Annotated in this window: 24 protein-coding genes; 13 read left to right on the top strand and 11 right to left on the bottom strand. The window is 44.9% G+C overall.

Annotated features, from left to right (window positions below; all coding sequences use genetic code 11):
• Nucleotides 1–54: 54 nt before the first annotated feature.
• Both L876_RS0101870 and L876_RS0101865 read left to right on the top strand, forming a co-directional pair.
• Nucleotides 55–1,656: a sensor histidine kinase gene (locus L876_RS0101870; RefSeq protein ID WP_028762237.1), complete on the top strand. Its 1,602-nt coding sequence runs from the start codon at nt 55–57 to the stop codon at nt 1,654–1,656.
• A gap of 54 nt (nt 1,657–1,710) precedes the next feature.
• Nucleotides 1,711–3,063 carry a sigma-54-dependent transcriptional regulator gene (locus L876_RS0101865; protein ID WP_028762236.1) on the top strand — a complete coding sequence of 451 codons (1,353 nt, stop codon included), beginning with the start codon at nt 1,711–1,713 and terminating at the stop codon, nt 3,061–3,063.
• Here the strand turns inward: L876_RS0101865 and L876_RS0101860 are convergent.
• Together L876_RS0101860 and L876_RS0101855 are read right to left on the bottom strand one after the other, a co-directional pair.
• On the bottom strand, nt 3,060–3,590 hold the full coding sequence (locus L876_RS0101860; RefSeq protein WP_248674438.1) for a protein disulfide oxidoreductase: 531 nt from the start codon (nt 3,588–3,590) through the stop codon (nt 3,060–3,062). The two genes, L876_RS0101865 and L876_RS0101860, sit on opposite strands and share 4 nt — an antisense overlap.
• Before the next feature lie 10 nt (nt 3,591–3,600).
• A complete protein-coding gene (locus L876_RS0101855; RefSeq protein ID WP_028762234.1) occupies nt 3,601–4,194 on the bottom strand; it encodes an acyl carrier protein phosphodiesterase in 594 nt (197 codons plus the stop codon).
• Between the two features lie 178 nt (nt 4,195–4,372).
• On the opposite strand from L876_RS0101855, the gene L876_RS22655 reads away from it, so the two are divergent.
• From L876_RS22655 to L876_RS0101810, 9 genes are all read left to right on the top strand, one after another.
• Nucleotides 4,373–4,534 (top strand): hypothetical protein, encoded by a 162-nt coding sequence (locus L876_RS22655; protein WP_156029356.1) that lies wholly within the window; start codon nt 4,373–4,375, stop codon nt 4,532–4,534.
• Nucleotides 4,535–4,605: 71 nt separating this feature from the next.
• The gene (gene queA / locus L876_RS0101845; RefSeq protein WP_028762233.1) at nt 4,606–5,643 is read left to right on the top strand and encodes a tRNA preQ1(34) S-adenosylmethionine ribosyltransferase-isomerase QueA; all 1,038 of its coding nucleotides are present in this window, start codon (nt 4,606–4,608) and stop codon (nt 5,641–5,643) included.
• Between the two features lie 167 nt (nt 5,644–5,810).
• Nucleotides 5,811–6,935 (top strand): tRNA guanosine(34) transglycosylase Tgt, encoded by a 1,125-nt coding sequence (gene tgt, locus L876_RS0101840; RefSeq protein ID WP_028762232.1) that lies wholly within the window; start codon nt 5,811–5,813, stop codon nt 6,933–6,935.
• Between the two features lie 26 nt (nt 6,936–6,961).
• Complete coding sequence (gene yajC / locus L876_RS0101835) at nt 6,962–7,294, top strand: preprotein translocase subunit YajC (RefSeq protein ID WP_028762231.1); 333 nt, start codon at nt 6,962–6,964, stop codon at nt 7,292–7,294.
• Between the two features lie 39 nt (nt 7,295–7,333).
• Entirely contained in the window at nt 7,334–9,184 is a 1,851-nt protein-coding gene (gene secD, locus L876_RS0101830) for a protein translocase subunit SecD (RefSeq protein ID WP_028762230.1), read from the top strand.
• Between the two features lie 13 nt (nt 9,185–9,197).
• Nucleotides 9,198–10,145 (top strand): protein translocase subunit SecF, encoded by a 948-nt coding sequence (secF, locus tag L876_RS0101825; protein ID WP_028762229.1) that lies wholly within the window; start codon nt 9,198–9,200, stop codon nt 10,143–10,145.
• Nucleotides 10,146–10,410: 265 nt separating this feature from the next.
• The gene (locus L876_RS0101820; protein ID WP_028762228.1) at nt 10,411–10,728 is read left to right on the top strand and encodes a putative signal transducing protein; all 318 of its coding nucleotides are present in this window, start codon (nt 10,411–10,413) and stop codon (nt 10,726–10,728) included.
• A 115-nt stretch (nt 10,729–10,843) separates the two neighbouring features.
• Nucleotides 10,844–11,755: a precorrin-2 dehydrogenase/sirohydrochlorin ferrochelatase family protein gene (locus L876_RS0101815; RefSeq protein WP_028762227.1), complete on the top strand. Its 912-nt coding sequence runs from the start codon at nt 10,844–10,846 to the stop codon at nt 11,753–11,755.
• A gap of 87 nt (nt 11,756–11,842) precedes the next feature.
• Nucleotides 11,843–12,382, top strand: a complete 540-nt coding sequence (locus L876_RS0101810) for a YaeQ family protein (RefSeq protein ID WP_028762226.1) — start codon at nt 11,843–11,845, stop codon at nt 12,380–12,382.
• 61 nt (nt 12,383–12,443) lie between these two features.
• Here the strand turns inward: L876_RS0101810 and L876_RS0101805 are convergent, their stop codons facing one another.
• The 3 genes from L876_RS0101805 to L876_RS0101795 all read right to left on the bottom strand — a co-directional run bounded on the left by L876_RS0101805 (nt 12,444) and on the right by L876_RS0101795 (nt 16,406).
• Nucleotides 12,444–13,880, bottom strand: a complete 1,437-nt coding sequence (locus tag L876_RS0101805; protein WP_028762225.1) for a carbon starvation CstA family protein — start codon at nt 13,878–13,880, stop codon at nt 12,444–12,446.
• 121 nt (nt 13,881–14,001) lie between these two features.
• Nucleotides 14,002–14,712, bottom strand: coding sequence for a two-component system response regulator BtsR (btsR, locus tag L876_RS0101800; protein ID WP_028762224.1), 711 nt, complete (start codon nt 14,710–14,712; stop codon nt 14,002–14,004).
• Nucleotides 14,709–16,406 carry a sensor histidine kinase gene (locus L876_RS0101795; protein ID WP_028762223.1) on the bottom strand — a complete coding sequence of 566 codons (1,698 nt, stop codon included), beginning with the start codon at nt 16,404–16,406 and terminating at the stop codon, nt 14,709–14,711. The genes btsR and L876_RS0101795 overlap by 4 nt, the downstream gene beginning before the upstream one ends.
• Nucleotides 16,407–16,566: 160 nt before the next feature.
• Between L876_RS0101795 and L876_RS0101790 the strand changes: the two genes are divergently transcribed.
• Nucleotides 16,567–16,809 carry a YecH family metal-binding protein gene (locus L876_RS0101790; RefSeq protein WP_028762222.1) on the top strand — a complete coding sequence of 81 codons (243 nt, stop codon included), beginning with the start codon at nt 16,567–16,569 and terminating at the stop codon, nt 16,807–16,809.
• Between the two features lie 25 nt (nt 16,810–16,834).
• Here the strand turns inward: L876_RS0101790 and L876_RS0101785 are convergent, their stop codons facing one another.
• The 6 genes from L876_RS0101785 to suhB form a co-directional block, all read right to left on the bottom strand.
• The gene (locus L876_RS0101785; protein ID WP_028762221.1) at nt 16,835–17,179 is read right to left on the bottom strand and encodes a hypothetical protein; all 345 of its coding nucleotides are present in this window, start codon (nt 17,177–17,179) and stop codon (nt 16,835–16,837) included.
• Nucleotides 17,166–17,834, bottom strand: coding sequence for an AAA family ATPase (locus L876_RS0101780; protein WP_028762220.1), 669 nt, complete (start codon nt 17,832–17,834; stop codon nt 17,166–17,168). The genes L876_RS0101785 and L876_RS0101780 overlap by 14 nt, the downstream gene beginning before the upstream one ends.
• Before the next feature lie 111 nt (nt 17,835–17,945).
• Nucleotides 17,946–18,248, bottom strand: a complete 303-nt coding sequence (locus L876_RS0101775; protein WP_028762219.1) for a PilZ domain-containing protein — start codon at nt 18,246–18,248, stop codon at nt 17,946–17,948.
• A 128-nt stretch (nt 18,249–18,376) separates the two neighbouring features.
• Nucleotides 18,377–18,781 (bottom strand): phosphate-starvation-inducible protein PsiE, encoded by a 405-nt coding sequence (locus L876_RS0101770; RefSeq protein WP_028762218.1) that lies wholly within the window; start codon nt 18,779–18,781, stop codon nt 18,377–18,379.
• 110 nt (nt 18,782–18,891) lie between these two features.
• Nucleotides 18,892–20,064, bottom strand: a complete 1,173-nt coding sequence (locus L876_RS0101765) for an NnrS family protein (protein ID WP_028762217.1) — start codon at nt 20,062–20,064, stop codon at nt 18,892–18,894.
• Nucleotides 20,065–20,213: 149 nt separating this feature from the next.
• Nucleotides 20,214–21,017: an inositol-1-monophosphatase gene (gene suhB, locus L876_RS0101760; RefSeq protein WP_028762216.1), complete on the bottom strand. Its 804-nt coding sequence runs from the start codon at nt 21,015–21,017 to the stop codon at nt 20,214–20,216.
• 156 nt (nt 21,018–21,173) lie between these two features.
• Here suhB and trmJ point away from each other — a divergent pair, with 156 nt between their 5' ends.
• Nucleotides 21,174–21,938 (top strand): tRNA (cytosine(32)/uridine(32)-2'-O)-methyltransferase TrmJ, encoded by a 765-nt coding sequence (gene trmJ, locus L876_RS0101755; protein WP_028762215.1) that lies wholly within the window; start codon nt 21,174–21,176, stop codon nt 21,936–21,938.
• Nucleotides 21,939–21,941 lie beyond the last annotated feature (3 nt).

Here is a 21,941-nt window from a genome sequence, read left to right as displayed (position 1 = left end):
TGATACTCGAGTGAGTAAACCTAGTGAGTGTGTGCAACAGTTTTTGGGGATTGTATGTCGATTAAACGTTATCTATTTCTACTTTTTGGTGCTTTGATTATTTTGCTCGGGCTTATGCAGCTTATGATCTCTCAAGGAATAAAAGAGGAGCTGCAAAGCGAATTAAGTCAGAGCTCTAAGACGTTATCGCAAAACCTAGTTAAAGTGTTGATTGAGAACGTTGGCAATGAACAGGATTTCGTTGTTGAGTTTGAGCACGACACTATACACGATGCTGTGGATGATGTTGAAGAGTTTGGGCATGGTTTTAACAATGAAATTGGCGAAATAACCCAAGCGATCAGCGAACTCAGCCAAGAAGTGATGCTGCTTGAAACACAAGACGGTGACAGTTTGAGTGGGCAGGCACGACAAAAGTTACATCAAGCTTTGCAGGTTAAGGAGAAGGAGCTAAAGGCTCAGCTTAACGAGATGGCACAGAAGGAGCGCGTTTTTGAGCAACAACAACGTGCCAGTATCGTAGAAGCTCGGCGTGAGGCTGCAATGGCTTATCAGCAACGGTTGAATGAGGCGGTGAGTCAAATACAGATTGACAGTAATCGTTGGTTGGAAGATGGCAACATTGCCATCATTGAGGCACCAAGCGCACCAGCGTTAGGCAAACTGTCTTTCAGTGTGATTAAAGACCTTAAGTTACCAAGTACTGGAGCTAATGAGCAGCTTGAGGAGTTCAACGAGTCTATGCTCGCTTTGATTTTAATCACTTCTTTAGTGGCACTGATCCTGACGTACTTGCTTAGTCACTATATCAGTGCGCCGCTGAGTAAACTGGCACAGGGCCATCAAAAACTAGGGAGCGGAGAGTTGGGCTTTCAAGTGGAGGAGAAAGGCGTTAAAGAGCTAAAGGCGATTTTTTCGGGTTTTAATAAGATGAGCCGACAGCTTGAACAGCTGAGTGAAAAAGAGAGCATGATGGCTCAACAACAACAGCTTGCAGAATTGGGAGAGGTGACGCGGGGGATTGCCCACAGCTTACGTAACCCGCTGCATACGGTGGGCTTATTGTCAGAAGCCGCAACCCATGCTCAATCAAGCGAGGAGTTGCAGCGTATGCTTAGTCAAATACAGCAAAAAATTGTAATGATGGACAAAAGCATTCAATCATTACTAACACTCTCAAGTACTCAAGTGGACAGAACACATCAAGTGCCATTGAATGCCATCATTCAAGATATCTTGTTAGAGCTATCAATTAATGGCAGTAAACCTGTGATTTCTTTCGTTATGCCAAATGTTAAACCGGGAGAGAACTTGGTGGTGGCAGGTGCAGAGTCTGAAATCCGCAGTATCGTCCATGCTGTGCTGATTAACGCTGTTGAAGCGACTCCTGATTCAGGCACCATTGATGTCACCTTGACTCAAGAAGATGATCAACATGTGATTGTGGTGAGGGATACGGGCAAGGGGATCCCTGATGAGTTAAAACATAAATTGATGCAACCTCATGTGACTACCAAAACGGAGGGAACCGGGATGGGGATCTATATTGCGGAGCGATTGATCAAGGGCCATTATCGCGGGGATATCCAGTTTGATGATAATCCGAAAGGTGGCACCGTTGTCACGCTAACATTTGCCCGAGATAAACAGGGTTAACCCAGAATAAGAGCAATGCTGGTGGGTGCCATTAGCCAGATAAATGAGGCCTAGATGAGTGAAGCAAAATTGAAAATATTGGTTGTTGAGGATGAGCCCGATCAGCGTAACCTAATTGTCTCGATGTTAGCAGCCAATGATTATCAAGTGACTAGCGCCGAGAGTGTAGAGGCGGCAATAGTTTTAATCAAGCAAGATGAACCCGATCTGGTATTTTCTGACTGGAAATTGGGACAGTTAACCGGCATGGACTTACTCAACTATGTGCGCCGAGAACTGCCTGACATGGGGTTTATTATCGCGACAGCGTACGGCACCATAACCCATGCAGTGGATGCGATGCACGCTGGTGCAGATGACTATTTAGCCAAGCCTTATCAACGTCAAACTTTACTGCTGGCTATCGATAAAGTTGCCAAGTCTATTGCGCTAAAAAAGCAAAATCGTCGTTTAGCGTCTGAGCTGTCCCAGCAACAAGAACTCGTTGGCTTAGTGGGTAAATCAGCCATGATGCAGAAGGTGTATCAACGGGTACAGCGGGTCAGCGCTACTGATGCCACAGTGCTTATCGGTGGTGAAAGTGGCACAGGTAAAGAGTTGGCCGCGAGGGCGTTATACCAGCTCTCCAATCGTAAGCATAAACCTTTTATTGCGATTAATTGCGGTGCGATTCCTGAGTCATTGGCCGAAGCTGAACTGTTTGGTGCAGAGAAAGGAGCATACACTGGCGCCAACAGTTTAAAAATAGGCAAGCTTGAAGCGGCCGATGGTGGCACTGTGTTTCTCGATGAGATCGGAGAATTACCATTACTGCAACAGACTAATTTACTGCGCTTTTTACAGGAAGGCGTTATTTCTCGTTTGGGGCAAAATGGTGAGCTAAAATTAGATGTTCGCGTTATCGCGGCAACCCATAGGGATCTGCAGCTTGAAGTGGCTGAAGGGCGCTTTAGAGAAGATCTCTATTACCGCTTAAATGTGGTGCCTATTCATATGCCTGCTTTACGAGAGCGCCCGGAAGATGTGGGCCAGCTGGTGGAACATTTTTTGAAGATCCACTGCCGCCAATATGGAATGCCTACCGCCAAGTTGTCCAGTCAAACCTTAAAATGCCTGTTGGATCACCCGTGGCCCGGTAATGTGCGTGAGCTAGCCAATCGGATTGAGCGTTTCGTGCTGCTTGGTGATGAGCAAGAGATGGTCAATGAGTTAACGTTAGCGCCGCAAATGTTAGATACCAATGGCTTCATCCTGCCTGAAACCGGTATTGAGTGGGATCTATTTGAGAAAGACTGCTTACAACAAGCGATGACAAAACACGAGGGGAATCGCACTAAAGCGGCTAAGTTTTTAGGCATGAGTTATAAGGCGTTTTTGTATCGACTGGAGAAGTACCAACTGGTTTAAAGATTGGTGGCGAGCCATAAGCGGGCTCGTAGTCCCCAAGTTGTGGTGACACCTGATGTGACATATCTTATTTGCCCTGTTTGGTCGACAACATAGATTGCAGGATAGGCCAATGCCCCCCATTGTATATGCATACCTTCGGTATCATTGATGACGGGGAATTGATAATCATGTTCCGTAAGATATTGATTAATATCATCATTCCCCCCAGAAGCGACTGCGACAGTAATAACGGCATAATCGTCATTGATCGCATTGACCATGGGCGAGGTGATGCGGCATACCGGACACCAAGAACCCCAAAAATAAACCAGCGTGGGCGCATCTTTCGCCATTGACACGACTGTGTTTTGGGTTGTGAGTGCCATGATGTCAGGTGCTTGTTCCCTCGCCATATTACGCTGTTGATAGCTGAGAACGGCAAAGAGGATAAGGCCAAAAATAGCTAGGTCGCGTAACCCTTTTAGCCACGACGATTGAGGCGTTAACGCCTGATGGATCGCTTTGACGCGCTGATATAATTTCACGTTTAGGCGGCTATAGATATTCAGCCGGAGTTTGTCGCGTCCAGATGCGGCTATAGGCCATCAATTGCGGGTAGAAGGTCCGAAATGCGATCTCAATCTCTATATCCATCTTCTCAACTGTCTTTACTGCACCGTTAAAAATCTCTGGTTTAGATACTCGCTTAGCAACCGACTCAATGGTTTGATTGAGTCCGCTGCGTCCCTCATAGGCAAGCAACCAGTTTTGTTGACGCATGTTCGGAATAATATCAATTAGCTGCTTTGGAAGTTCTGCAGTGTTGTCTAGTGCGTCATAGGCTGTTTGGGCAAAATCGGCTAAGGTTTGATTATGATATTCATCCCAATACTTCGCCAATATATGATCGAAAGCCAAATCGATTAAAATGGGTGCCGCACGTTGTAAATTGGCTGGAAAGGCTTGGCGCAGCTCTTTGGTGAGTTCGTGACTATCTGTTAATGCATCAATCTGTCGATGCAGCCAAATACCTTGCTGTAGCCTCTTAGGATGATCAGAGATATTACCTTTGGCGAAATCGCCAGCCAGATTAGCTGCAAGGGAAGTGTTACTGTTATCAGCGAGGTGAAGATGGGCCAAAAAGTTCATTAGATAAAGTTTATTTTCTTTGTTAAACCACTGTTTTCACGTTATCATGACCGCTAGTGCTAAGAAACCTTTATTTCATGACCTCGGTAAGTTAATTGTCGCTCAGAGTGGAAGGGTTCTTAACGGATGTGCACGACAATAACTCTCTTTCATTACAATATCGGTTTAAGGATCATGGATGATGTGGAACTGGTTTTCAAAATTCATAGGCAAGAAACGGCAAACTCAACGTAAGCGGGTTCAGGTAGATATTCCGTTTGAGCAGCACAGTTATCGTAAAGCAGATTTTGACCTTCAGAAAAGCGAACCGCTGTCTGATGAGGATAAAAGCACTAACTAGCCTAATCATCTTGATCTTATCTACGTCAGCCAATAGACTAGCGGCCGATTTATGCTAAGTAGAGATAGACTATGCGTGTAGCTGATTTTTCCTTCGAATTGCCTGATGAGTTGATCGCAAGATACCCAATGCCAGAACGTACAGCATCACGACTGCTGACGTTAGATGGCCCCTCTGGTAGGGTTGCTGATAAACAGTTCACAGATATTCTCGATATGGTCAACCCTGGTGACCTGATGGTATTTAACAATACTCGGGTGATCCCTGCGCGCCTATTTGGGCAAAAGCAAACGGGCGGTAAACTTGAGATCCTTGTTGAGCGTATGCTTGACGATAAACGTATCCTTGCTCATGTTCGCAGCTCAAAATCCCCTAAGCCAAATAGTATCGTCTGCCTTGATGGTGGTTATGAAATGACCATGCTAGCGCGCCATGACACGCTATTTGAGCTGGGTTTAAACAGTGACAAAAGCATTTTAGAAGTCTTAGAGGAAGTGGGTCATATGCCATTGCCTCCCTATATAGATAGACCTGATGATGATGCCGATAAAGAGCGCTATCAAACGGTTTACAATCAAAAGCCTGGTGCGGTAGCTGCGCCCACGGCAGGTTTACATTTCGACGACACACTGCTGAGTGCATTGAAAGAGAAAGGCGTGAATACCGCTTTTGTTACCTTGCATGTGGGGGCGGGCACCTTTCAACCAGTACGTGTTGACAATATCTTAGAGCATAAGATGCATTCGGAGTGGGCTGAAGTGCCGCAAACCGTGGTTGATCAGATAAAGGTGACCAAAGCTGCCGGTAATCGTGTTATTGCTGTTGGTACCACATCCGTACGTTCTCTTGAAAGTGCCGCAAAGGCAAGTGAGGGGGAACTGCAAGCATACAGCAGTGATACAGATATCTTTATTTATCCGGGTTATGAGTTCCAAATTGTTGATGCGATGGTGACCAATTTTCATCTGCCGGAGTCAACACTCATTATGCTTATCAGCGCATTTGCTGGTTTCGATGCGGTAAAAGAAGCTTACCAGCATGCGATTGCTGAAAAATACCGCTTTTTTAGCTATGGCGATGCCATGTTTGTGACTAAAAAACCGAATTAAGCTTTCATTTTGTTTTAAAATACCCACCCACTCTCAAAGGTGGGTATTTTTATTTTTACGTTTAAGGGTTGATACTGACAGGTTTGCCCTTATCTCTATCTGTTAATAGTCGTTGAAGATGTTTCAGCGAGGAATATAGTCAGACTGTTTCTCTGGCGAGGTGATTTATGAAATTTGAATTAGATACTACTGATGGTCGTGCGCGTCGCGGTCGATTAGTGTTTGAACGCGGCACGGTAGAGACACCCGCATTCATGCCGGTTGGTACCTACGGCACGGTGAAAGGTATGACGCCTGAAGAAGTGCGCGCTACGGGTGCGGATATCTTATTAGGTAATACTTTCCACCTTTGGTTACATCCAGGCGAAGAGATCATGCGCAAGCATGGTGACTTGCATGATTTTATGAATTGGCAGCGTCCAATTTTGACTGACTCAGGTGGATTCCAAGTTTTCAGTTTAGGCGATATTCGTAAAATCACCGAAGAGGGCGTCCATTTCCGTTCGCCAATCAATGGCGAAAAAATCTTCCTTGATCCTGAAAAGTCTATGCAAATCCAAGACTCTTTAGGTTCAGACGTGGTGATGATTTTTGACGAATGTACTCCGTATCCGGCAACCGAAGATGAAGCGCGTAAGTCTATGCAGATGTCACTGCGTTGGGCACAACGTTCGCGTGATGAGTTTAACCGATTAGAAAATCCTAACTCGCTTTTTGGCATCATCCAAGGTGGTGTGTATGAAGATCTGCGTGATGAGAGTTTAGAGGGATTGGTTAATATTGGATTCGATGGCTATGCCATCGGTGGTTTGGCAGTGGGTGAGCCTAAAGAAGATATGCACCGCATTTTGGAGCATGTTTGTCCGAAAATCCCAACTGAAAAACCACGTTACTTGATGGGGGTCGGTAAACCAGAGGACTTAGTTGAAGGCGTACGTCGTGGTGTTGACATGTTTGATTGTGTTATGCCAACTCGTAATGCTCGCAACGGTCACCTGTTTACTAGTGAAGGTGTTATCAAGATCCGTAATGCACGTCATCGTGATGATACGTCACCACTCGATACTAAGTGTGATTGTTATACCTGTAAGAACTACTCACGGGCTTACCTTTACCATTTAGATCGTTGCAATGAAATATTAGGTGCGCGTTTAAACACCATCCACAACTTACGTTATTACCAAATGTTGATGGAAGGTTTGCGCGGCGCAATCGAGACAGGTACATTAGACGCCTTTGTTGAGGAGTTCTATACCAGTCAAGGTCGTGAAGTTCCTAAGTTAATCGATTAATTTTTAGCTAATAAGAAGAGAGAACTATGTTCATTTCAAACGCATATGCAGCCGATGCACCTGTTTCTGGCGCTGGTGGAACAATGGAATTGGTATTCATGTTGGTCATCTTTGGCCTGATTTTTTACTTCATGATTTTCCGTCCTCAGTCAAAGCGTGTTAAAGAGCACAAGAACCTAATGAGCTCGCTGAGCAAAGGTGATGAAGTGTTAACTAGCGGCGGTATTCTTGGCAAAATTGCTAAGATCAGCGACGAAAATGATTACGTATTGTTGACCATCAATGAAACGAGCGAAATCACAATTAAGAAGGATTACATTGCGGCTGTTTTGCCTAAAGGGTCTATTAAGTCACTTTAAGTTGTAAATTAAGTCACTTTAAGCCAAGAGGGCGATGGTGTGTTAAATAAATACCCAATGTGGAAGAACCTAATGGTGATGATCATCATCGCTGTGGGTGCCTTCTACGCAATACCAAATTTATTTGGTGAAGACCATGCTGTACAAGTTGTGGCCACTCGTGGTGCTGAAGTCAATGTTTCAACTCAGACGCAAGTCAATGAAATATTGTCGACTAAAGGCATCGCGGTAAAACGCTCAGAACTTGAGGATGGTCAACTGTTAGTGAGAGTGGCCAATGCCGACCAGCAATTGCTAGCGAAAGAAGCGATTGCTGAATCACTTGGCGATAAGTTTATCGTTGCATTGAACTTAGCACCGGCAACGCCACAGTGGTTAGAGTCCTTGGGCGGTAGCCCAATGAAATTGGGTCTCGATCTACGTGGTGGTGTGCATTTCCTTATGGAAGTGGACATGAGCGAAGCAATTCGTAAGATGACCGAAGCTAAGATCGCTGATTTCAGAACCGACCTTCGCAGCGAGAAGATCCGTTATTCGGGTATTCGCCAGTCTGCAAAAGGTATTGAGGTTCAGTTCCGCGACGCAGAAAACTTGGCCAAAGCTGAGCGCTTCCTAAAGACACGCAGTAACGATATGGTCTTTAGCGATATCTCTTCAGGTGACAATTACCTGTTGCTTGCCAACATGAGTGAAGTCTACCTTAAGCAGATTAAGGAAGAGGCTCTACAGCAAAACATCACTACATTGCGTAATCGTGTAAACGAATTGGGTGTTGCTGAGCCTGTGGTACAACGCCAGGGCGCAGAACGTATCATCGTCGAATTACCAGGTGTTCAAGACACGGCACGTGCTAAAGATATTTTAGGCGCGACGGCATCGATTGAATTCCATATGGTTGATGAAAAAGCTGACGCTGCCGCTATAGCGAGTGGTCGTATTGCTGCCAGTTCTCAAATTTATGAGCGTCGTCAAGGCGGTCAAGTTGCCTTACAAAAAGCGGTGATGTTGACCGGTGACCATATTCAAGGCGCACAGCCAAGTTTCGATGAGTATAGTCGTCCACAGGTATCGATTAATCTCGATGCTAAGGGGGGCTCTATCTTCTCAAATGTGACCAAAGACAATATCGGTAAGCCGATGGCGACCTTGTTCATTGAGTATAAAGATAACGGTGCTAAGAATCCTGACGGTAGTGTCAAGATGGACAAAATTGAGGAAGTGATCTCAGTGGCGACCATTCAGGCTCGTCTAGGGCGTAACTTCGTCATTACTGGACTTGATCATTCTGAAGCGCAAAATCTTGCCTTGCTATTACGTGCTGGTGCTTTGATTGCACCTGTTTCTATTGTTGAAGAACGCACAATTGGTCCAAGTTTAGGTGCTGAAAACATTGAAAACGGTGTGCAGGCGATGATCTGGGGTATGGCAGTCGTGCTTATCTTCATGTTGGTCTACTACCGTGGTTTTGGTCTGATAGCTAACCTTGCATTAACAGCCAACCTTGTGATGGTAGTTGGTGTGATGTCGATGATCCCTGGCGCAGTTCTTACCCTACCAGGTATTGCCGGTATGGTACTGACTGTGGGTATGGCTGTTGACGGTAACGTACTAATTTACGAGCGTATTCGTGAAGAGTTGCGGGCAGGCCGAAGCGTGCAACAAGCGATACACGAAGGGTATGGCAATGCATTCTCAACGATTGCGGATGCTAACATCACCACCTTTATGACAGCGTTAATTCTATTTGCTGTGGGTACCGGTGCCGTTAAAGGCTTCGCGGTAACACTGATGATAGGTATTGCCACGTCAATGTTTACTGCCATCGTCGGTACTCGCTCAATCGTGAATGCGATGTGGGGTGGTAAGCGCGTGAAGAAACTGTCTATTTAAGGGGAAGTTGACCATGTTCCAGATTTTATCAATTAAAGGCTCGATCAACTTCTTACGTCATGCAGTGCCGATCAGTATCTTGTCACTTATTTTAGTGCTTGGTTCTTTAGGATCGTTGGCGACAAAAGGAATTAACTGGGGATTAGATTTCACCGGCGGTACAGTCGTTGAAATGGAGTTTTCCAGCGCGGTTGATTTAAACAAGTTACGTAACACCTTAACCTCAGAAGAAACAGATGGTGCAGTGGTGCAGAACTTCGGTTCAAGTCGTGATGTATTGGTTCGCCTACCAGTAAAAGAAGACGTCAAGAGCGACATTCAAGTTGCTCATGTGATGGAAGCCGCATCGGGTATCGACCAAAATGTGACGCAAAAGCGCGTTGAGTTTGTTGGACCGCAAGTCGGTAAAGAACTTGCTGAGCAGGGCGGTTTAGCGGTATTGGTTGCCTTAATCTGTATCCTAATTTACGTATCTTTCCGTTTTGAATGGCGCTTAGCACTTGGTGCTGTCGCGGCATTGGCTCATGACGTGATTATTACGCTTGGGGTATTCTCGCTATTTCAGTTGGAGTTTGATTTGACTGTTTTGGCTGGTGTTCTGACGGTTGTAGGTTACTCGCTTAACGATACCATTGTTGTATTTGACCGTATTCGTGAGAATTTTCTCAAGATGCGTAAAAGCACACCAGTTGAGATTGTTAACAACTCAATTACGCAAACCATGAGCCGTACAATTATCACCACAGGAACCACGCTTGTGGTGGTTGTGGCGCTATTCTTAAAAGGTGGCACCATGATCCATGGCTTCGCAACAGCCTTGCTGATGGGGATTTTTGTGGGTACGTTCTCGTCAATCTATGTAGCAAGTTTCCTTGCAGTTAAACTGGGTATTAATCGTGAACACATGATGCCAGTTGAGATTGAAAAAGAGGGTGCGGATCAAGATGCGTTAATGCCTTAATCATTTGCGTGAGAAAAAAGCCACTCAAAGTGGCTTTTTTTATGCGCTAAAATCCTACGATTGGCCATATTCCTTCTCGACATACGGACTGCTTTGGGGATAGGATGTTTGGCAGTTATGCCATTGCAGAATTTTAAACCGTTTCCTAAGCGGCTTGATAAGTTGTAGCAGTGCTATAATTTTATGGTTCGAAGAATTGGCATTGATACTGATTGTATAACCTTAATAATTTGCCGGAAGAGCAATAGTCGTAGAGGATAACAACATGGAAGAGCGCAGTAGATTGGTCGCAGGTGGCAACCTATTACAGGCACACAGTTGGAAAGGGATGCTTGAAGCCTGCGGTATAGGTGTCGAGCTTAGAGGTGAAGCTTTATTAGGCGGGATTGGTGAATTACCCGTGGATTTGCAAGATGTAGAGCTATGGGTCGCCGAATCCCAATATGAGCTAGCACGAAAACAGCTTGAGTCACTCAACAGCGAAAGCCCTAAATGGCAATGTGTGAAGTGTCATGAAATGAATGAAGGCAATTTTGAGTTGTGTTGGCAGTGCAGCGCAGAGCGCAGTGAGCTGCTTAGTTAGTTTAAATTCGTTGAATTTCCGCAGAGTTAAACCGTTAAAGATTGGCCTACATTTGGTATGTTATGGGTCGATTCGCTTTTGCTAGTTTCCGCAATAATTAAAGAGAAGCCATATCATGCAGTATTTTCCGCTGTTTGTTGACACCCAATCGTTACACGTGTTGATTGTGGGGGCTGGTGAGGTTGCCAGTAGAAAACTCGATCTGTTGGCAAGGACTGAAGCAAACATTAAGGTTATTGCACCAGTAGTATGCGATGAAGTACGCCAATACGCCCAACGCGGTCGCATAACGCTAATTGAGCGTCAAGTGATGGTTGAAGATCTGGATAAGCTTGACCTACTGTATATGGCGACAGCGGACGATGAACTTAACCGCACCATGGCGATTCATGCCAAAGCACACGGAATATGGGTCAATGTGGTTGATGCACCAAGTCTATGCCGCTTTATTACGCCATCAATTGTCGACAGAGGCCGGTTACAGGTTGCGATTAGCACCGCAGGGGCTGCTCCAGTGTTTGCCAGAGAGTTGCGTTCACGCCTAGAAACCTGGCTTGCACCTTCACTCAGTGAGTTATTTGATTTTATTGCTGAGCGTAGAGTCGATGTGCAGCAACGATTACCTATTTTTAGTCAACGTAAGCTATTTTGGGAGCAGTTTTTTAATGCCAATGGCGATCGTTATGACGCAGAGACACAGTTTCATTATGACAATAGCTTTAACAACTTATGCAGTACGGGCGAAATCATACTGATTGATAATGAGACTCCTGTGCAGCTGCTACCTATTGCGGCGATGCCGCTGTTACAACGTTTGGATCTATTGTGTAGTGAGACGCCATTGCCAACATCCTTGTTAGAGCTTGTTAGACGCGATGCCTCTCGCAGTGAAGGATTACCTTTAAGTCAAATCACCGAGCACTATCAGCAGGGCGATCGCCTATTGATTTATGGATCACCAGAACAGGTAAAGCAGCTTGTCGCTCATTTCCCTATGGCTAAACATATCAAAGCAGGTTCCTTGTAGTTGAATTTGTTTCTGCTTAAAACCTGTGAACCTGTTGTGGCTAAATTAGGGTAGACTAGGCGCAACATTTATCAGGTAGTTGAAAACATGGCACCTAAAGCAACCGTTTATAAAGTGCAACTGCAGATAGCCGATATGGATAGAGGCTATTATCAAGATCATGGGCTGACAATCGCCCAACATCCCTCTGAAACCGATTCTCGTATGATGGTTCGTCTATTGGCCTTTGCGATGAATGCTAGTGAATCATTGCAATTTAGTAAGGGATTGTGTGTCGAGGATGAGCCTGAGCTATGGCAGAAGTCGCTAAGTGATGAGATCGAATTATGGATTGAGTTTGGTCAGAGCGACGAGAAATGGGTGCGAAAAGCCTGTGGACGTTCAAAGCAAGTGCAGCTGTTCGCCTATGGCGGACGCAGTGTGCCAATTTGGTGGCAACAAAACCAACAAGCGTTTACCCGTTATAACAATCTCAAAGTGTGGAACATTCCTGAAGACGCAGTTAAGGCGATGGGAGAACTCGTTACCCGCAGTATGATCCTACAATTTAACATCAGCGAAGGTGAGGTGTGGTTGTCGAGTGATTTAGGCAGTGTGCACATTATTCCAGAGCGATTAAAAGAGTGATCGGCATTTAAAGCAAAAGCCAGTCATTTGACTGGCTTTTTTGTTCTATGGGTTAAGAGAATTAAGCCTCTTCAGGCAAAACGTCTTCACCTTTTCCTTTAGTCTTCACGACGACAAGAGCTGTTATGACTAATGTGGCGACAATGCCTGCGACTGTAGAGAGTGTCATTGGTAAACCTGCGCCTAGTTTTTCTGAGCTAAGTAGGAAGCTAATCACAACCGTAGTCATAAACATCGCTGGTATCGTACAGATCCAGTGGAATTTATTGTGACGTAGTAGGTAGGCCGATGCTGTCCACAACATCATTACAGCGGTTGTTTGATTAGCAACACCGAAGTAACGCCAAATCACACCAAAATCAACTTGAGTTAAGATGGCTCCCATGATGAATAGTGGAATAGCGAGCATCAAACGCTTAGGTAGCGCCGTTTGTGGCATTTTGAAGAACTCGGCTAAAATTAGGCGCGCTGAACGGAATGCTGTGTCCCCAGAAGTGATAGGCAGAACAATCACACCTAAGATTGCCATGAATCCACCTACAGCGCCTAGAAGACCAGTAGAAGCTTCATAAACCACGTTAGCAGGGTTACCCGCCATGCCTTCATTAAGCCCTGCTACACCGCCGAAGAATGAAAGTGCGATAGCACACCAGATTAGCGCGATAACACCTTCACCTATCATGGCACCGTAGAAGACAAAGCGACCATTTGATTCGTTTTCTACACAACGCGCCATCAACGGAGATTGGGTTGCATGGAAGCCCGACACGGCGCCACACGCGATGGTGATAAACAATGCAGGCCATAGTGGCATATCATTCGGGTTTAGGTTAGTTAAGAAATCGCCAGCGCTAAATCCAGGTAGTAAGGTGTGCTCGCTTGATACGATAAGTGCAATAGTTAACCCCACAGACATAAACAGCAGTAAGGCGCCAAAGAATGGATACAGGCGGCCAATGATTTTATCGACTGGCACTATGGTGGCGATGAGGTAGTAAGCGAAGATAAAACCAAGGAAGATACTGACATCCCAGCCTGTCAACTTACCTAATAAGCCTGCTGGCGCAGAGATAAATACCACACCGACGAGTAGGAGTAGAATAATGGCAAAAACATTCATGAAATGTTTCGCGCTCTTACCTAAGTATTTACCGGCAAGGTTAGGAACTGATTGGCCGTTGTTACGTACAGAGAGCATACCAGAGAAGTAGTCGTGGACGGCGCCTGCAAAAATACAACCAAATACGATCCATAACATGGCCGCAGGGCCATAAAGAGCACCAAGAATTGGGCCAAAAATAGGACCAACACCCGCGATGTTGAGTAGTTGGATGAGGTAGACTTTGCCTTTAGACATGGGTACAAAGTCTACGCCGTCAGTTTTAGTAAAAGCAGGGGTTTGGCGGGCTTCATTAATGCCAAACACTTTTTCGACAAATTTGCCGTAGATAAAGTAGCCACCTAACAGTAGGCCAATACACATTAAAAACCACATCATAATCTTTACTCCCCAATAAAAGTTAACATGAGTGTAACGAATCAGGATTTTATGAAAACTGACAATTAACTGAGTGGTCGAATATGGGGATTAAGCGGTTATATAGCGTAGTTAACAGTGTTTAGTGAAAACCAAAGAGTTGCTTAAGTGGTTTAAGAAAACGTCTTGATACTGGCACTCGCTTACCTGAATGGGTAAGCACTTCAGCGCCATTTTCCTGGACTAATATTTCGCTAATGGCGTTAGGGGCAACCAGATATTGCTTATGGCAACGCACTAAATGCGTTTTTTCTTCTAAGACTTTTAAGGTTAAATGGGTATGCACTTGCTCGAGACAAGTGGTGACATGAATACCACTAAGATCACTGAATGCAAACTCTACCTCATCAACATTGATCACTTTCAACCGATTGCCGCAATAGCAAGGGACATGCTCTAGCTGCTTGGGTAAAATCAATTCAAGGGAACGTGGCGCAAGATCTTTCTTTACGCGATGAATCGTGGTCTGTAATCGCTTTTCATCAACGGGTTTTAACAGATAGTCAAATGCATAGTTTTCAAATGCTTTAATGGCATATTCATCGTAAGCTGTGACAAATACCACCCTTGGCATGGTGTCTGGATCGAGCATAGCAACCATCTCTAAGCCAGTGATCTTTGGCATCTGTATATCGACAAAAATCAGTTGAGGTTTGAGCTTGGTGATCAATTGCATCGCTTCAATAGCATTACTGCATTGGCCGATAACGGCTAACTCGGTGTGTTGAGCTAACTGATCGCACAGTGCGTCACGGGCAAAAGGTTCGTCGTCAATGATCAGGCAAGTTATCACGATAATGTGTCCGGTTGAGAAGCTGTGATGAGTGGCAGTTTAATAATTATTTTTGTAAAGCGGTCTCTTTCGCACGCGATATCGACCCCGTATTCATTACCAAATAAGTTTTGAATTCGTTTATGGACGATAGACATCCCCAAGCCTGAATTATCATCATCTTGGTTATCAGGGTAGAGGCCCGCATTGTCAGTGACTTCTAATATTAATAAATCTTCTTCTATTGCGCCACTCACGCTGATCTCTCCTGTCTCAAAAAGATGAGAAGTACCATGTTTGACAGCATTTTCTATTAATGGCTGAAGAGTAAATGCAGGTAACTTATATTGGTTTAGTGCTGGCGGAATCTTGATGTCGACATTTAATTTATCGAAAAACCGCGCTTTCTCAATCATTAAGTATGCATCAATATGTTCCAACTCATCGGCTAGAGTGACCAGGCCTGTTGTGCGCTTAAGGTTAATACGTAAGAACTGGGCTAGATGTTGGATCAGTTGCCGAGCCATGATGGGATCTCGACCAATAATCGCCGCGACCGTATTAAGCGCATTAAAGAGAAAGTGTGGATTGACTTGTGCTTGTAACAGTTTTAATTCCGCTTGAGTCAGCAAGTTTTGCTGTTGCTCATATCGACCGAAGAGGATCTGATTTGACATCAACCTCGCAATGCCTTCACCTAGTGTCCGATTGATGTTGAGAAACAGCTTATTCTTTGGTTCATAGAGTTTGATGGTGCCAATAACCTCTGATTCGCACCTTAGTGGAATAACCAGGCTGGAGCCTAGGCGGCAGTGGCTGGAAATGGAGCAGGCGTAACGAGTTTCAACGCCATCAGCAAACATGACACAATTTTGATCAATAGCATCTTGGGTTATTTGTGACGAGATTGGGGTCCCTGGAATATGGTGGTCATCGCCAATGCCGATAAATGCAAGGAGCTTTTCCCTGTCGGTAATGGCTACCGCTCCTACTTGAGTCTCTTCAATTATAATCTGGGCAACCTTAGTGCTACTCTCTTGATCGAATCCTCTGGATAGTATTCCCACGCTGCGCTCGGCAATTTTGAGTGCCTTGGTGGAAAATGCTGATGATAATTTGTCAAACATGGTTTTTTGATCTCGTACCATGCTCATGAACAGTGCAGCCCCTACAGAATTGACAAGCAGCATAGGTAAGGCAATCTGTTTAACTAAATCCAATGAGTCACTGTAAGGCTTGGCCACTGCCAAAATGACCCCCATCTGCATCATTTCTGCTGAAAACGTCACGAGAAACACTAGCATCGGAGTGTAAACCAGTTCACTTTTATCGATTTTTCTTAGGTAGAGACCCACCATTCCAGCTGAAAGACCCTCTAGGGTGGTTGAGATAGCGCATGCGATATCGGTAAACCCGCCCATGCTGTAGCGATGCAATCCGCCCGTTAACCCCACAAGAAAACCTGTGACTGGACCGCCGAGCAGTCCACCAAGCACCGCCCCCATTGCACGGGTGTTGGCGATTGCATCGTTGGTCTGCTCGCCAAAATAGGTTGCCATAACGCAAAAGCCAGAGAAGATAAAATAGATGTATACCTTATGAGGCAGACGCGTTGCCGTTTCTGCAAAGAGTTTAAATAAAGGGGTTTTACTCAACAGATAAACGATAACCAAATACAAACACATCTGTTGAGTCAATAAGAGAATTAACTGCATAGTTACCTTAGGTTGCCGACGGGGTTGGCGAGCTGATAGGTTTGAGCATAGCATTGGCTGTGAATAGTAAACAACAGTTTAGCTTTGCGGAACAGATCAAGGTTTAAGTATTAATAATAGGATATAAAGTTACATATAATTTATATCTTTTAGAGGTTGTATGTCTGATTCAATTCATGGTCATCAAGTGATGGAGTTGATGTTGTCGCTCGGTCGAGCGGTAACTAAGCAAGAGTTAGAAAAGATTATGGCGCAACGTTTTGGTGAGCAAGCAAGGTACCACACTTGCTCTGCAAGTGAGATGGATGCGCAAGCACTGATCCAATTTTTGGAGGCAAAGGGGAAATTTACCGCATCTGAAGAGGGGATTGAAACGGCTGCAGAGCGGATCTGCAACCACTAGCTACCTCCAACGCCGCTAGAGGTGGCTAATCTTGACTGTTTTCGATGATACTGGCTAGCTCATTTTTATCTTTAGTAGCGAAATCGGTGATCATCATGCGGATCAGTCTAGATTTAGCCACATTAGCGGTTTTAGCTAACTCATTTAACTGTTCAATACTTTGCTCGGTAAGTGTGAACGTCGCGTGCCGATAAATCTTGGTCGACTGTTTTTTTAATTCCATCGACTCATTAGTCGGCTTTTTTTTGCGTGTTTTCTTCGCAAGGCTCGGCTGACCAAATGCATAGTTATTGGCATCTTCAATAAACTCTTCCACGGAAAGCTTTTTTCGTGGTTTGGGTTTACGCCGTTTTAAATCAGTTAAGCTCATAGGAATTTTCTGGCGGTATGGCAAATAGTTCGTCGGCTATAGCACGTATTTCAATAGCGGCTTTACCTTCGGGCTCTATTTCAATCACTGAAGAGCCTTGCTCTTCGCTATCGTCGTAAATATTACGGCTGAATGTGACAGCATTTAATACCCTTAATCCAAATGACTCAACCACCTCTTTTGCTTCGAGAATGCGTTTATATTGACTTGGCAGTGAAGGGCATTGGGTCATTACTATGGTGGCGACCATTTTAGGGTTGACCATTTTACAGGTACTAAGCATATCTTCCATATGGGGCAAGGTTTTCAAGTCACGACGTTTTGGCCTAAGTGGGAGCACAACATAGGTCGCTACCGACATGGCTGCACGCATGGCTAAGTTATCTTGACCACCACAATCGACAATGACATAGTCAAATCGCTCATCAAGCCCAAGTAAATCATTGCGTATCTTGCCGTAGAGTTGAATACAGTTAATGGCTGGCAGGCTTGGATCCTCATTACGTGCCTGGATCCAGTCTGAGGTTGTACGCTGAGGGTCACAATCGACCATTAAAACATTGGCATTATGCTTTTGTGTAATATGAACTGCGATGTTCTGAGCTAGACAACTTTTGCCTGCGCCGCCTTTTTCACCACCGACCAGCAGAATCATACCTCTTCCCCCTCAAACGTTGTACTAACAGTAAAGTCTGTAAAGTGTTTTCAGTATAGAACAGAGTTTTAGAAACTGCGCTAACTGGCATCGATTAGTTAGCTGATATCACTAAATAATTTGTAAAGCGATATGGTAACTTTGATCGTGGCATTGGTTACAGCGACAAACTTGACCCCTGATTTGATTTTGTTTGTCACTATCCGGGTTAAAGGTAATTGCGACTAAGTCACCAACATTAAAAGCTTGTTTATACTCAATCAATACCCCGCGGCGAGCGAGATCGATACAGATTCCATCGTCAGTCAGAGGCTCGCCATTACTGTCAGTCCATGAAACCAGCACTCTTTCTGCTTCCATATCTACACGTAACGATTTACGACGTTCATCAAACTCTTCGTGGGTTGCTTCCATCAGATTATTCCTTTCTGTTAATGGACGATGCACATTATGCTTTAAACGTAGCACAGTTTTAATAAGAAATAGTAGTCAAAACTGGGGGGTAAAGTGCGCCCGATGAATATAGAGCGCAGCAGGTGTTATTATCGCTCTTCTTCATTTCTTGGGTAGGGGAGCTTGAGCTGGCCCCAACGAATGACGATTACTGTGCCGGCAAGTATTAACGTTGATACCGATATAGCAAGGATACGCCAATCGTCCATGGCTTTCATATCGAGTATGAGATAACGCGCGAGCGCAACAATAGCGATATACAAAGGCATACGCACCGGCAACTTACCCGACTCGGCGTAATTAGCTACCATAGCTAACACTTCGAGATAGATAAATAGCAGCAGCAAGTCAGCCAGTGTGACTTCACCCATCTTTACAACGTGTACAATCTCTTGTCCAATGGCGATGATGGTCGCAATAGCGATGATAATTAATACAAAATGTTCAACCGCTTTTAAGCTTTTTGACCCATATCGGCTATATAGCTTTCCCATAATAACTCTCGTTAGTGTTTTTATAGATGGTAACAACTATTGCTCGCTACGCTAGCCGATGTTTGTGATTTCATTCACATATTGGCGTTAATTATCCTTGTCGCCTAGCACTAACCGGGTCTGCCGTCGATACGTGGCTTTACCAAAATTGGCATATAGCAGATAAAAAAGCTAGCAAAGGCCAATATCCAACTTAGTATCGCAATCGCTAGCCATAAACTAAATTGTTGGGGGAGGAGCGCGGCCAGCACTCGCGAGGTTGCTGCGATTAAGATGAGTCCAAACCCGAGGACCATAGTTTTTGGCGGCACAAGGTTACGCCCGGTGTGACCTAATGACACCCGCGCCATCATCGCGAGAATCATGCCACCTAGGCCTCCAACCGTCATGGCATGTAAGCCTGCCGAGAAATTTAGTCCGGTAGCCATCAAGAGCAAGCCGACAGGAATAAATAGGTAGCTAAGGTGCAATGACCATAATAGAGGGACACGCAGCGTTGACTGAACTCCCCAGCGAGACCATCTAAATAGCAAGGTAGTACCAGCAATCATTGCCATAATTTGGATAGCGAGGGCATTGCCGATGATGTTGGCAGCAAATAGTAAGATAAGGCTGATAAATGTGAGCTTTTCTAGCCATGCAAGACTCTCTACTCGCTGCCAGGTCGTCGCTCTATCTGTGAAAAAAGGGACTACTCGACCACCAATCAGTGCCACAATTGTCACCATTAAGATCGACGCACCGTGAAACGCTTGGGTGACCAATGCTAGGTCGCGAGTGAGAACGCCGTAATAGCTTAGAGCGTTAGCAATACTGAGTAGTAGAAAAATTGGAATGAAGGCAAAGTTGCGCCACTGCTTTACGACAATGACCTGTTTGCCCAATATCCATGCGACTGATGGAGCAAATAAAAGATCAATCGCGGCAACCAGTTCAAATGGAAACCATTGACGTTGAATAAGCAACACACGCGGGATAAGCCAAAGCAGCACCAAAAGGCCTAAGGCTTTTCCTTTTATGCTTGGTTGTCCTGTCCAGGTTTGTGAGGCCGTTAGAATAAATCCAGCAACGATTGCCATAACAAAGCCATATATCATCTCATGACCATGCCACCAAAGCGGATTGCCATGTGGTGTAAAGCTCATCTGCCCAAGGAAAAAGCTTCCCCAAAGACCCATAGCAACAATGCTGAACAAGGTGCCCAAGAGAAAGAATGGACGAAAGCCTAAACGCAGAAATGGCCAGTTGGGTTGACGGTCTGACGGTTCATCTATATTGAGCATATGTGGACTTTAATAACTGAGTAAAAGTGTCGGGTATTATAAGGTGTAAAAATAATACATGTAAATGGTTGGCTAACGTATTTTTTCAGATATAAAAAAACCGCCACATAAATGTGACGGTTTTTTTACGGTTTCCTGTTGGCGCAATATTAACGCTTAAGTGCTTCGCTCAACAGTGGACGGAAGTTCTTTACTAGTGAAACGGTCGCTTTTGGTGTGCCAGCGATGATATTGCCTGAACTCATATAGCTATGGTTGCCAGTGAAATCGGTGACAGTACCACCTGCTTCACGGACAATAAGCTCACCTGCAGCGATATCCCAAGGCTTAAGGCCGATTTCAAAAAATGCGTCCATACGACCTGCAGCAACATAAGCAAGGTCAAGTGCCGCAGAGCCTGCACGTCTAACGTCAGCACATTGGGCAAACGTCGATGCAAATAGCTTCATGTAGGTTTCAGTATGTTGTTTTGCTTTGAAAGGAAAGCCTGTAGCAACAAGTGCTTCATCTAAATCATTTGCTTTGCTGACACGAATACGGAAATCGTTAAGTTTTGCACCTTTACCGCGCACAGCAGTAAACAATTCGTCACGAATAGGATCGTAAACGACGGCAACTTCAGTTTTGCCTTTGTATTGGACTGCGATAGATACGGAGAAGTGGGGAATGCCTCTAACAAAGTTGTTAGTGCCATCCAAGGGATCAACAATCCACATGTAATCTTTATTATCACCCTGACTTTCACCACCTTCTTCAGCGACGATAGTGTGGTCTGGGTAAGACTTGCGAATTTGATATGTAATGGCAGCTTCAGCTTCTTTATCTACGTTTGTTACGTAGTCATTGATACCTTTATTGCTAACTTCTACACGGTCAAGCTCAGTGTAGGCGCGCAAAATTGTTTGGCCGGCGGCGCGAGCGGCGCGCACAGCAATAGTCTGCATCGGATGCATTACAATCCCCTGGATGTTAAAGAACAGATATAAATAATCGGCGCGTATTATACGATATTTTATGGTTATATCAAATAGAGATTTTTATTTAAGGGATCTTTGTGTGCTGTGATACCATCAAGCACATTGTTCTATAGAAAGAAATTAAGTAATTTCATGCTCAGCAATATTCGTGTAGTGCTTGTAGGCACCTCTCATCCTGGAAATATAGGTTCAACCGCCCGTGCAATGAAGACGATGGGGTTATCGACCCTCTATCTTGCCGAGCCTAAAGTGGCGCCAGACGGCCACTCTGTTGCCTTGGCTGCAGGTGCATCTGATATCTTAAAACATGCTGTTACCGTTAACTCCTTAGCCGATGCTATCGCAGATTGTAGTCTTGTGATAGCGACCAGTGCGCGTAGCCGCACGCTAGATTGGCCAATGCTTGATCCGCGTCAAGCGGGTGAGAAATTGGTTGGCTCAGCCATTAAGGGTCCTGTCGCGATTGTATTTGGCCGAGAAAATAACGGACTGACGAACGAAGAGCTGCAAAAGTGTAATTACCATGTAGCGATTCCTGCTAACCCTGAATATACGTCGCTCAACTTAGCACAAGCCGTGCAGATTATCTGTTACGAAGCGCGCGTAGCTCACCTTAATCAGACGCCAGAGATGGTTGAAGAGGTGGAGTATCCGCTAGCGAAAGAGCAAGAGAACTTTTTTAATCATCTAGAGCAAACCTTGTTGTCAACAAGCTTTATTGTTAAACAACATCCTGGCCAGGTGATGACCAAGCTACGCCGTTTATTTAGTCGCGCACGAATCGAGAGCCAAGAGATGAATATCTTGCGGGGTATCTTGACCTCAGTTGATAAGAAAGTCGCAATAGCTAATAAACCAGCTAACGATGAGCAAGAAGCGCTAACAAAGGAAAAGTAGTTC

Origin of the sequence: Shewanella colwelliana ATCC 39565 (genome assembly GCF_000518705.1) — a bacterium.
In the GTDB taxonomy this organism is placed as follows: domain Bacteria; phylum Pseudomonadota; class Gammaproteobacteria; order Enterobacterales; family Shewanellaceae; genus Shewanella; species Shewanella colwelliana.
This window is presented reverse-complemented; position numbering and strand designations above follow the sequence as displayed.

Excerpts from the sequence above, each read along its gene's own strand:
- L876_RS0101770 (WP_028762218.1), bottom strand. The coding sequence starts at position 18,781 with ATGGGAAAGCTATATAGCCGATATGGGTCAAAAAGCTTAAAAGCGGTT.
- queA (WP_028762233.1), top strand. The coding sequence starts at position 4,606 with ATGCGTGTAGCTGATTTTTCCTTCGAATTGCCTGATGAGTTGATCGCA.
- suhB (WP_028762216.1), bottom strand. The coding sequence starts at position 21,017 with ATGCATCCGATGCAGACTATTGCTGTGCGCGCCGCTCGCGCCGCCGGC.
- L876_RS0101810 (WP_028762226.1), top strand. The coding sequence starts at position 11,843 with ATGGCACCTAAAGCAACCGTTTATAAAGTGCAACTGCAGATAGCCGAT.
- L876_RS0101765 (WP_028762217.1), bottom strand. The coding sequence starts at position 20,064 with ATGCTCAATATAGATGAACCGTCAGACCGTCAACCCAACTGGCCATTT.
- L876_RS0101785 (WP_028762221.1), bottom strand. The coding sequence starts at position 17,179 with ATGAGCTTAACTGATTTAAAACGGCGTAAACCCAAACCACGAAAAAAG.
- trmJ (WP_028762215.1), top strand. The coding sequence starts at position 21,174 with ATGCTCAGCAATATTCGTGTAGTGCTTGTAGGCACCTCTCATCCTGGA.
- L876_RS0101820 (WP_028762228.1), top strand. The coding sequence starts at position 10,411 with ATGGAAGAGCGCAGTAGATTGGTCGCAGGTGGCAACCTATTACAGGCA.
- L876_RS0101780 (WP_028762220.1), bottom strand. The coding sequence starts at position 17,834 with ATGATTCTGCTGGTCGGTGGTGAAAAAGGCGGCGCAGGCAAAAGTTGT.
- L876_RS0101815 (WP_028762227.1), top strand. The coding sequence starts at position 10,844 with ATGCAGTATTTTCCGCTGTTTGTTGACACCCAATCGTTACACGTGTTG.
- L876_RS0101870 (WP_028762237.1), top strand. The coding sequence starts at position 55 with ATGTCGATTAAACGTTATCTATTTCTACTTTTTGGTGCTTTGATTATT.
- L876_RS0101795 (WP_028762223.1), bottom strand. The coding sequence starts at position 16,406 with ATGCAGTTAATTCTCTTATTGACTCAACAGATGTGTTTGTATTTGGTT.
- L876_RS0101790 (WP_028762222.1), top strand. The coding sequence starts at position 16,567 with ATGTCTGATTCAATTCATGGTCATCAAGTGATGGAGTTGATGTTGTCG.
- secF (WP_028762229.1), top strand. The coding sequence starts at position 9,198 with ATGTTCCAGATTTTATCAATTAAAGGCTCGATCAACTTCTTACGTCAT.
- L876_RS0101775 (WP_028762219.1), bottom strand. The coding sequence starts at position 18,248 with ATGGAAGCAACCCACGAAGAGTTTGATGAACGTCGTAAATCGTTACGT.
- L876_RS0101805 (WP_028762225.1), bottom strand. The coding sequence starts at position 13,880 with ATGATGTGGTTTTTAATGTGTATTGGCCTACTGTTAGGTGGCTACTTT.
- tgt (WP_028762232.1), top strand. The coding sequence starts at position 5,811 with ATGAAATTTGAATTAGATACTACTGATGGTCGTGCGCGTCGCGGTCGA.
- L876_RS0101855 (WP_028762234.1), bottom strand. The coding sequence starts at position 4,194 with ATGAACTTTTTGGCCCATCTTCACCTCGCTGATAACAGTAACACTTCC.
- L876_RS0101865 (WP_028762236.1), top strand. The coding sequence starts at position 1,711 with ATGAGTGAAGCAAAATTGAAAATATTGGTTGTTGAGGATGAGCCCGAT.
- yajC (WP_028762231.1), top strand. The coding sequence starts at position 6,962 with ATGTTCATTTCAAACGCATATGCAGCCGATGCACCTGTTTCTGGCGCT.
- L876_RS22655 (WP_156029356.1), top strand. The coding sequence starts at position 4,373 with ATGATGTGGAACTGGTTTTCAAAATTCATAGGCAAGAAACGGCAAACT.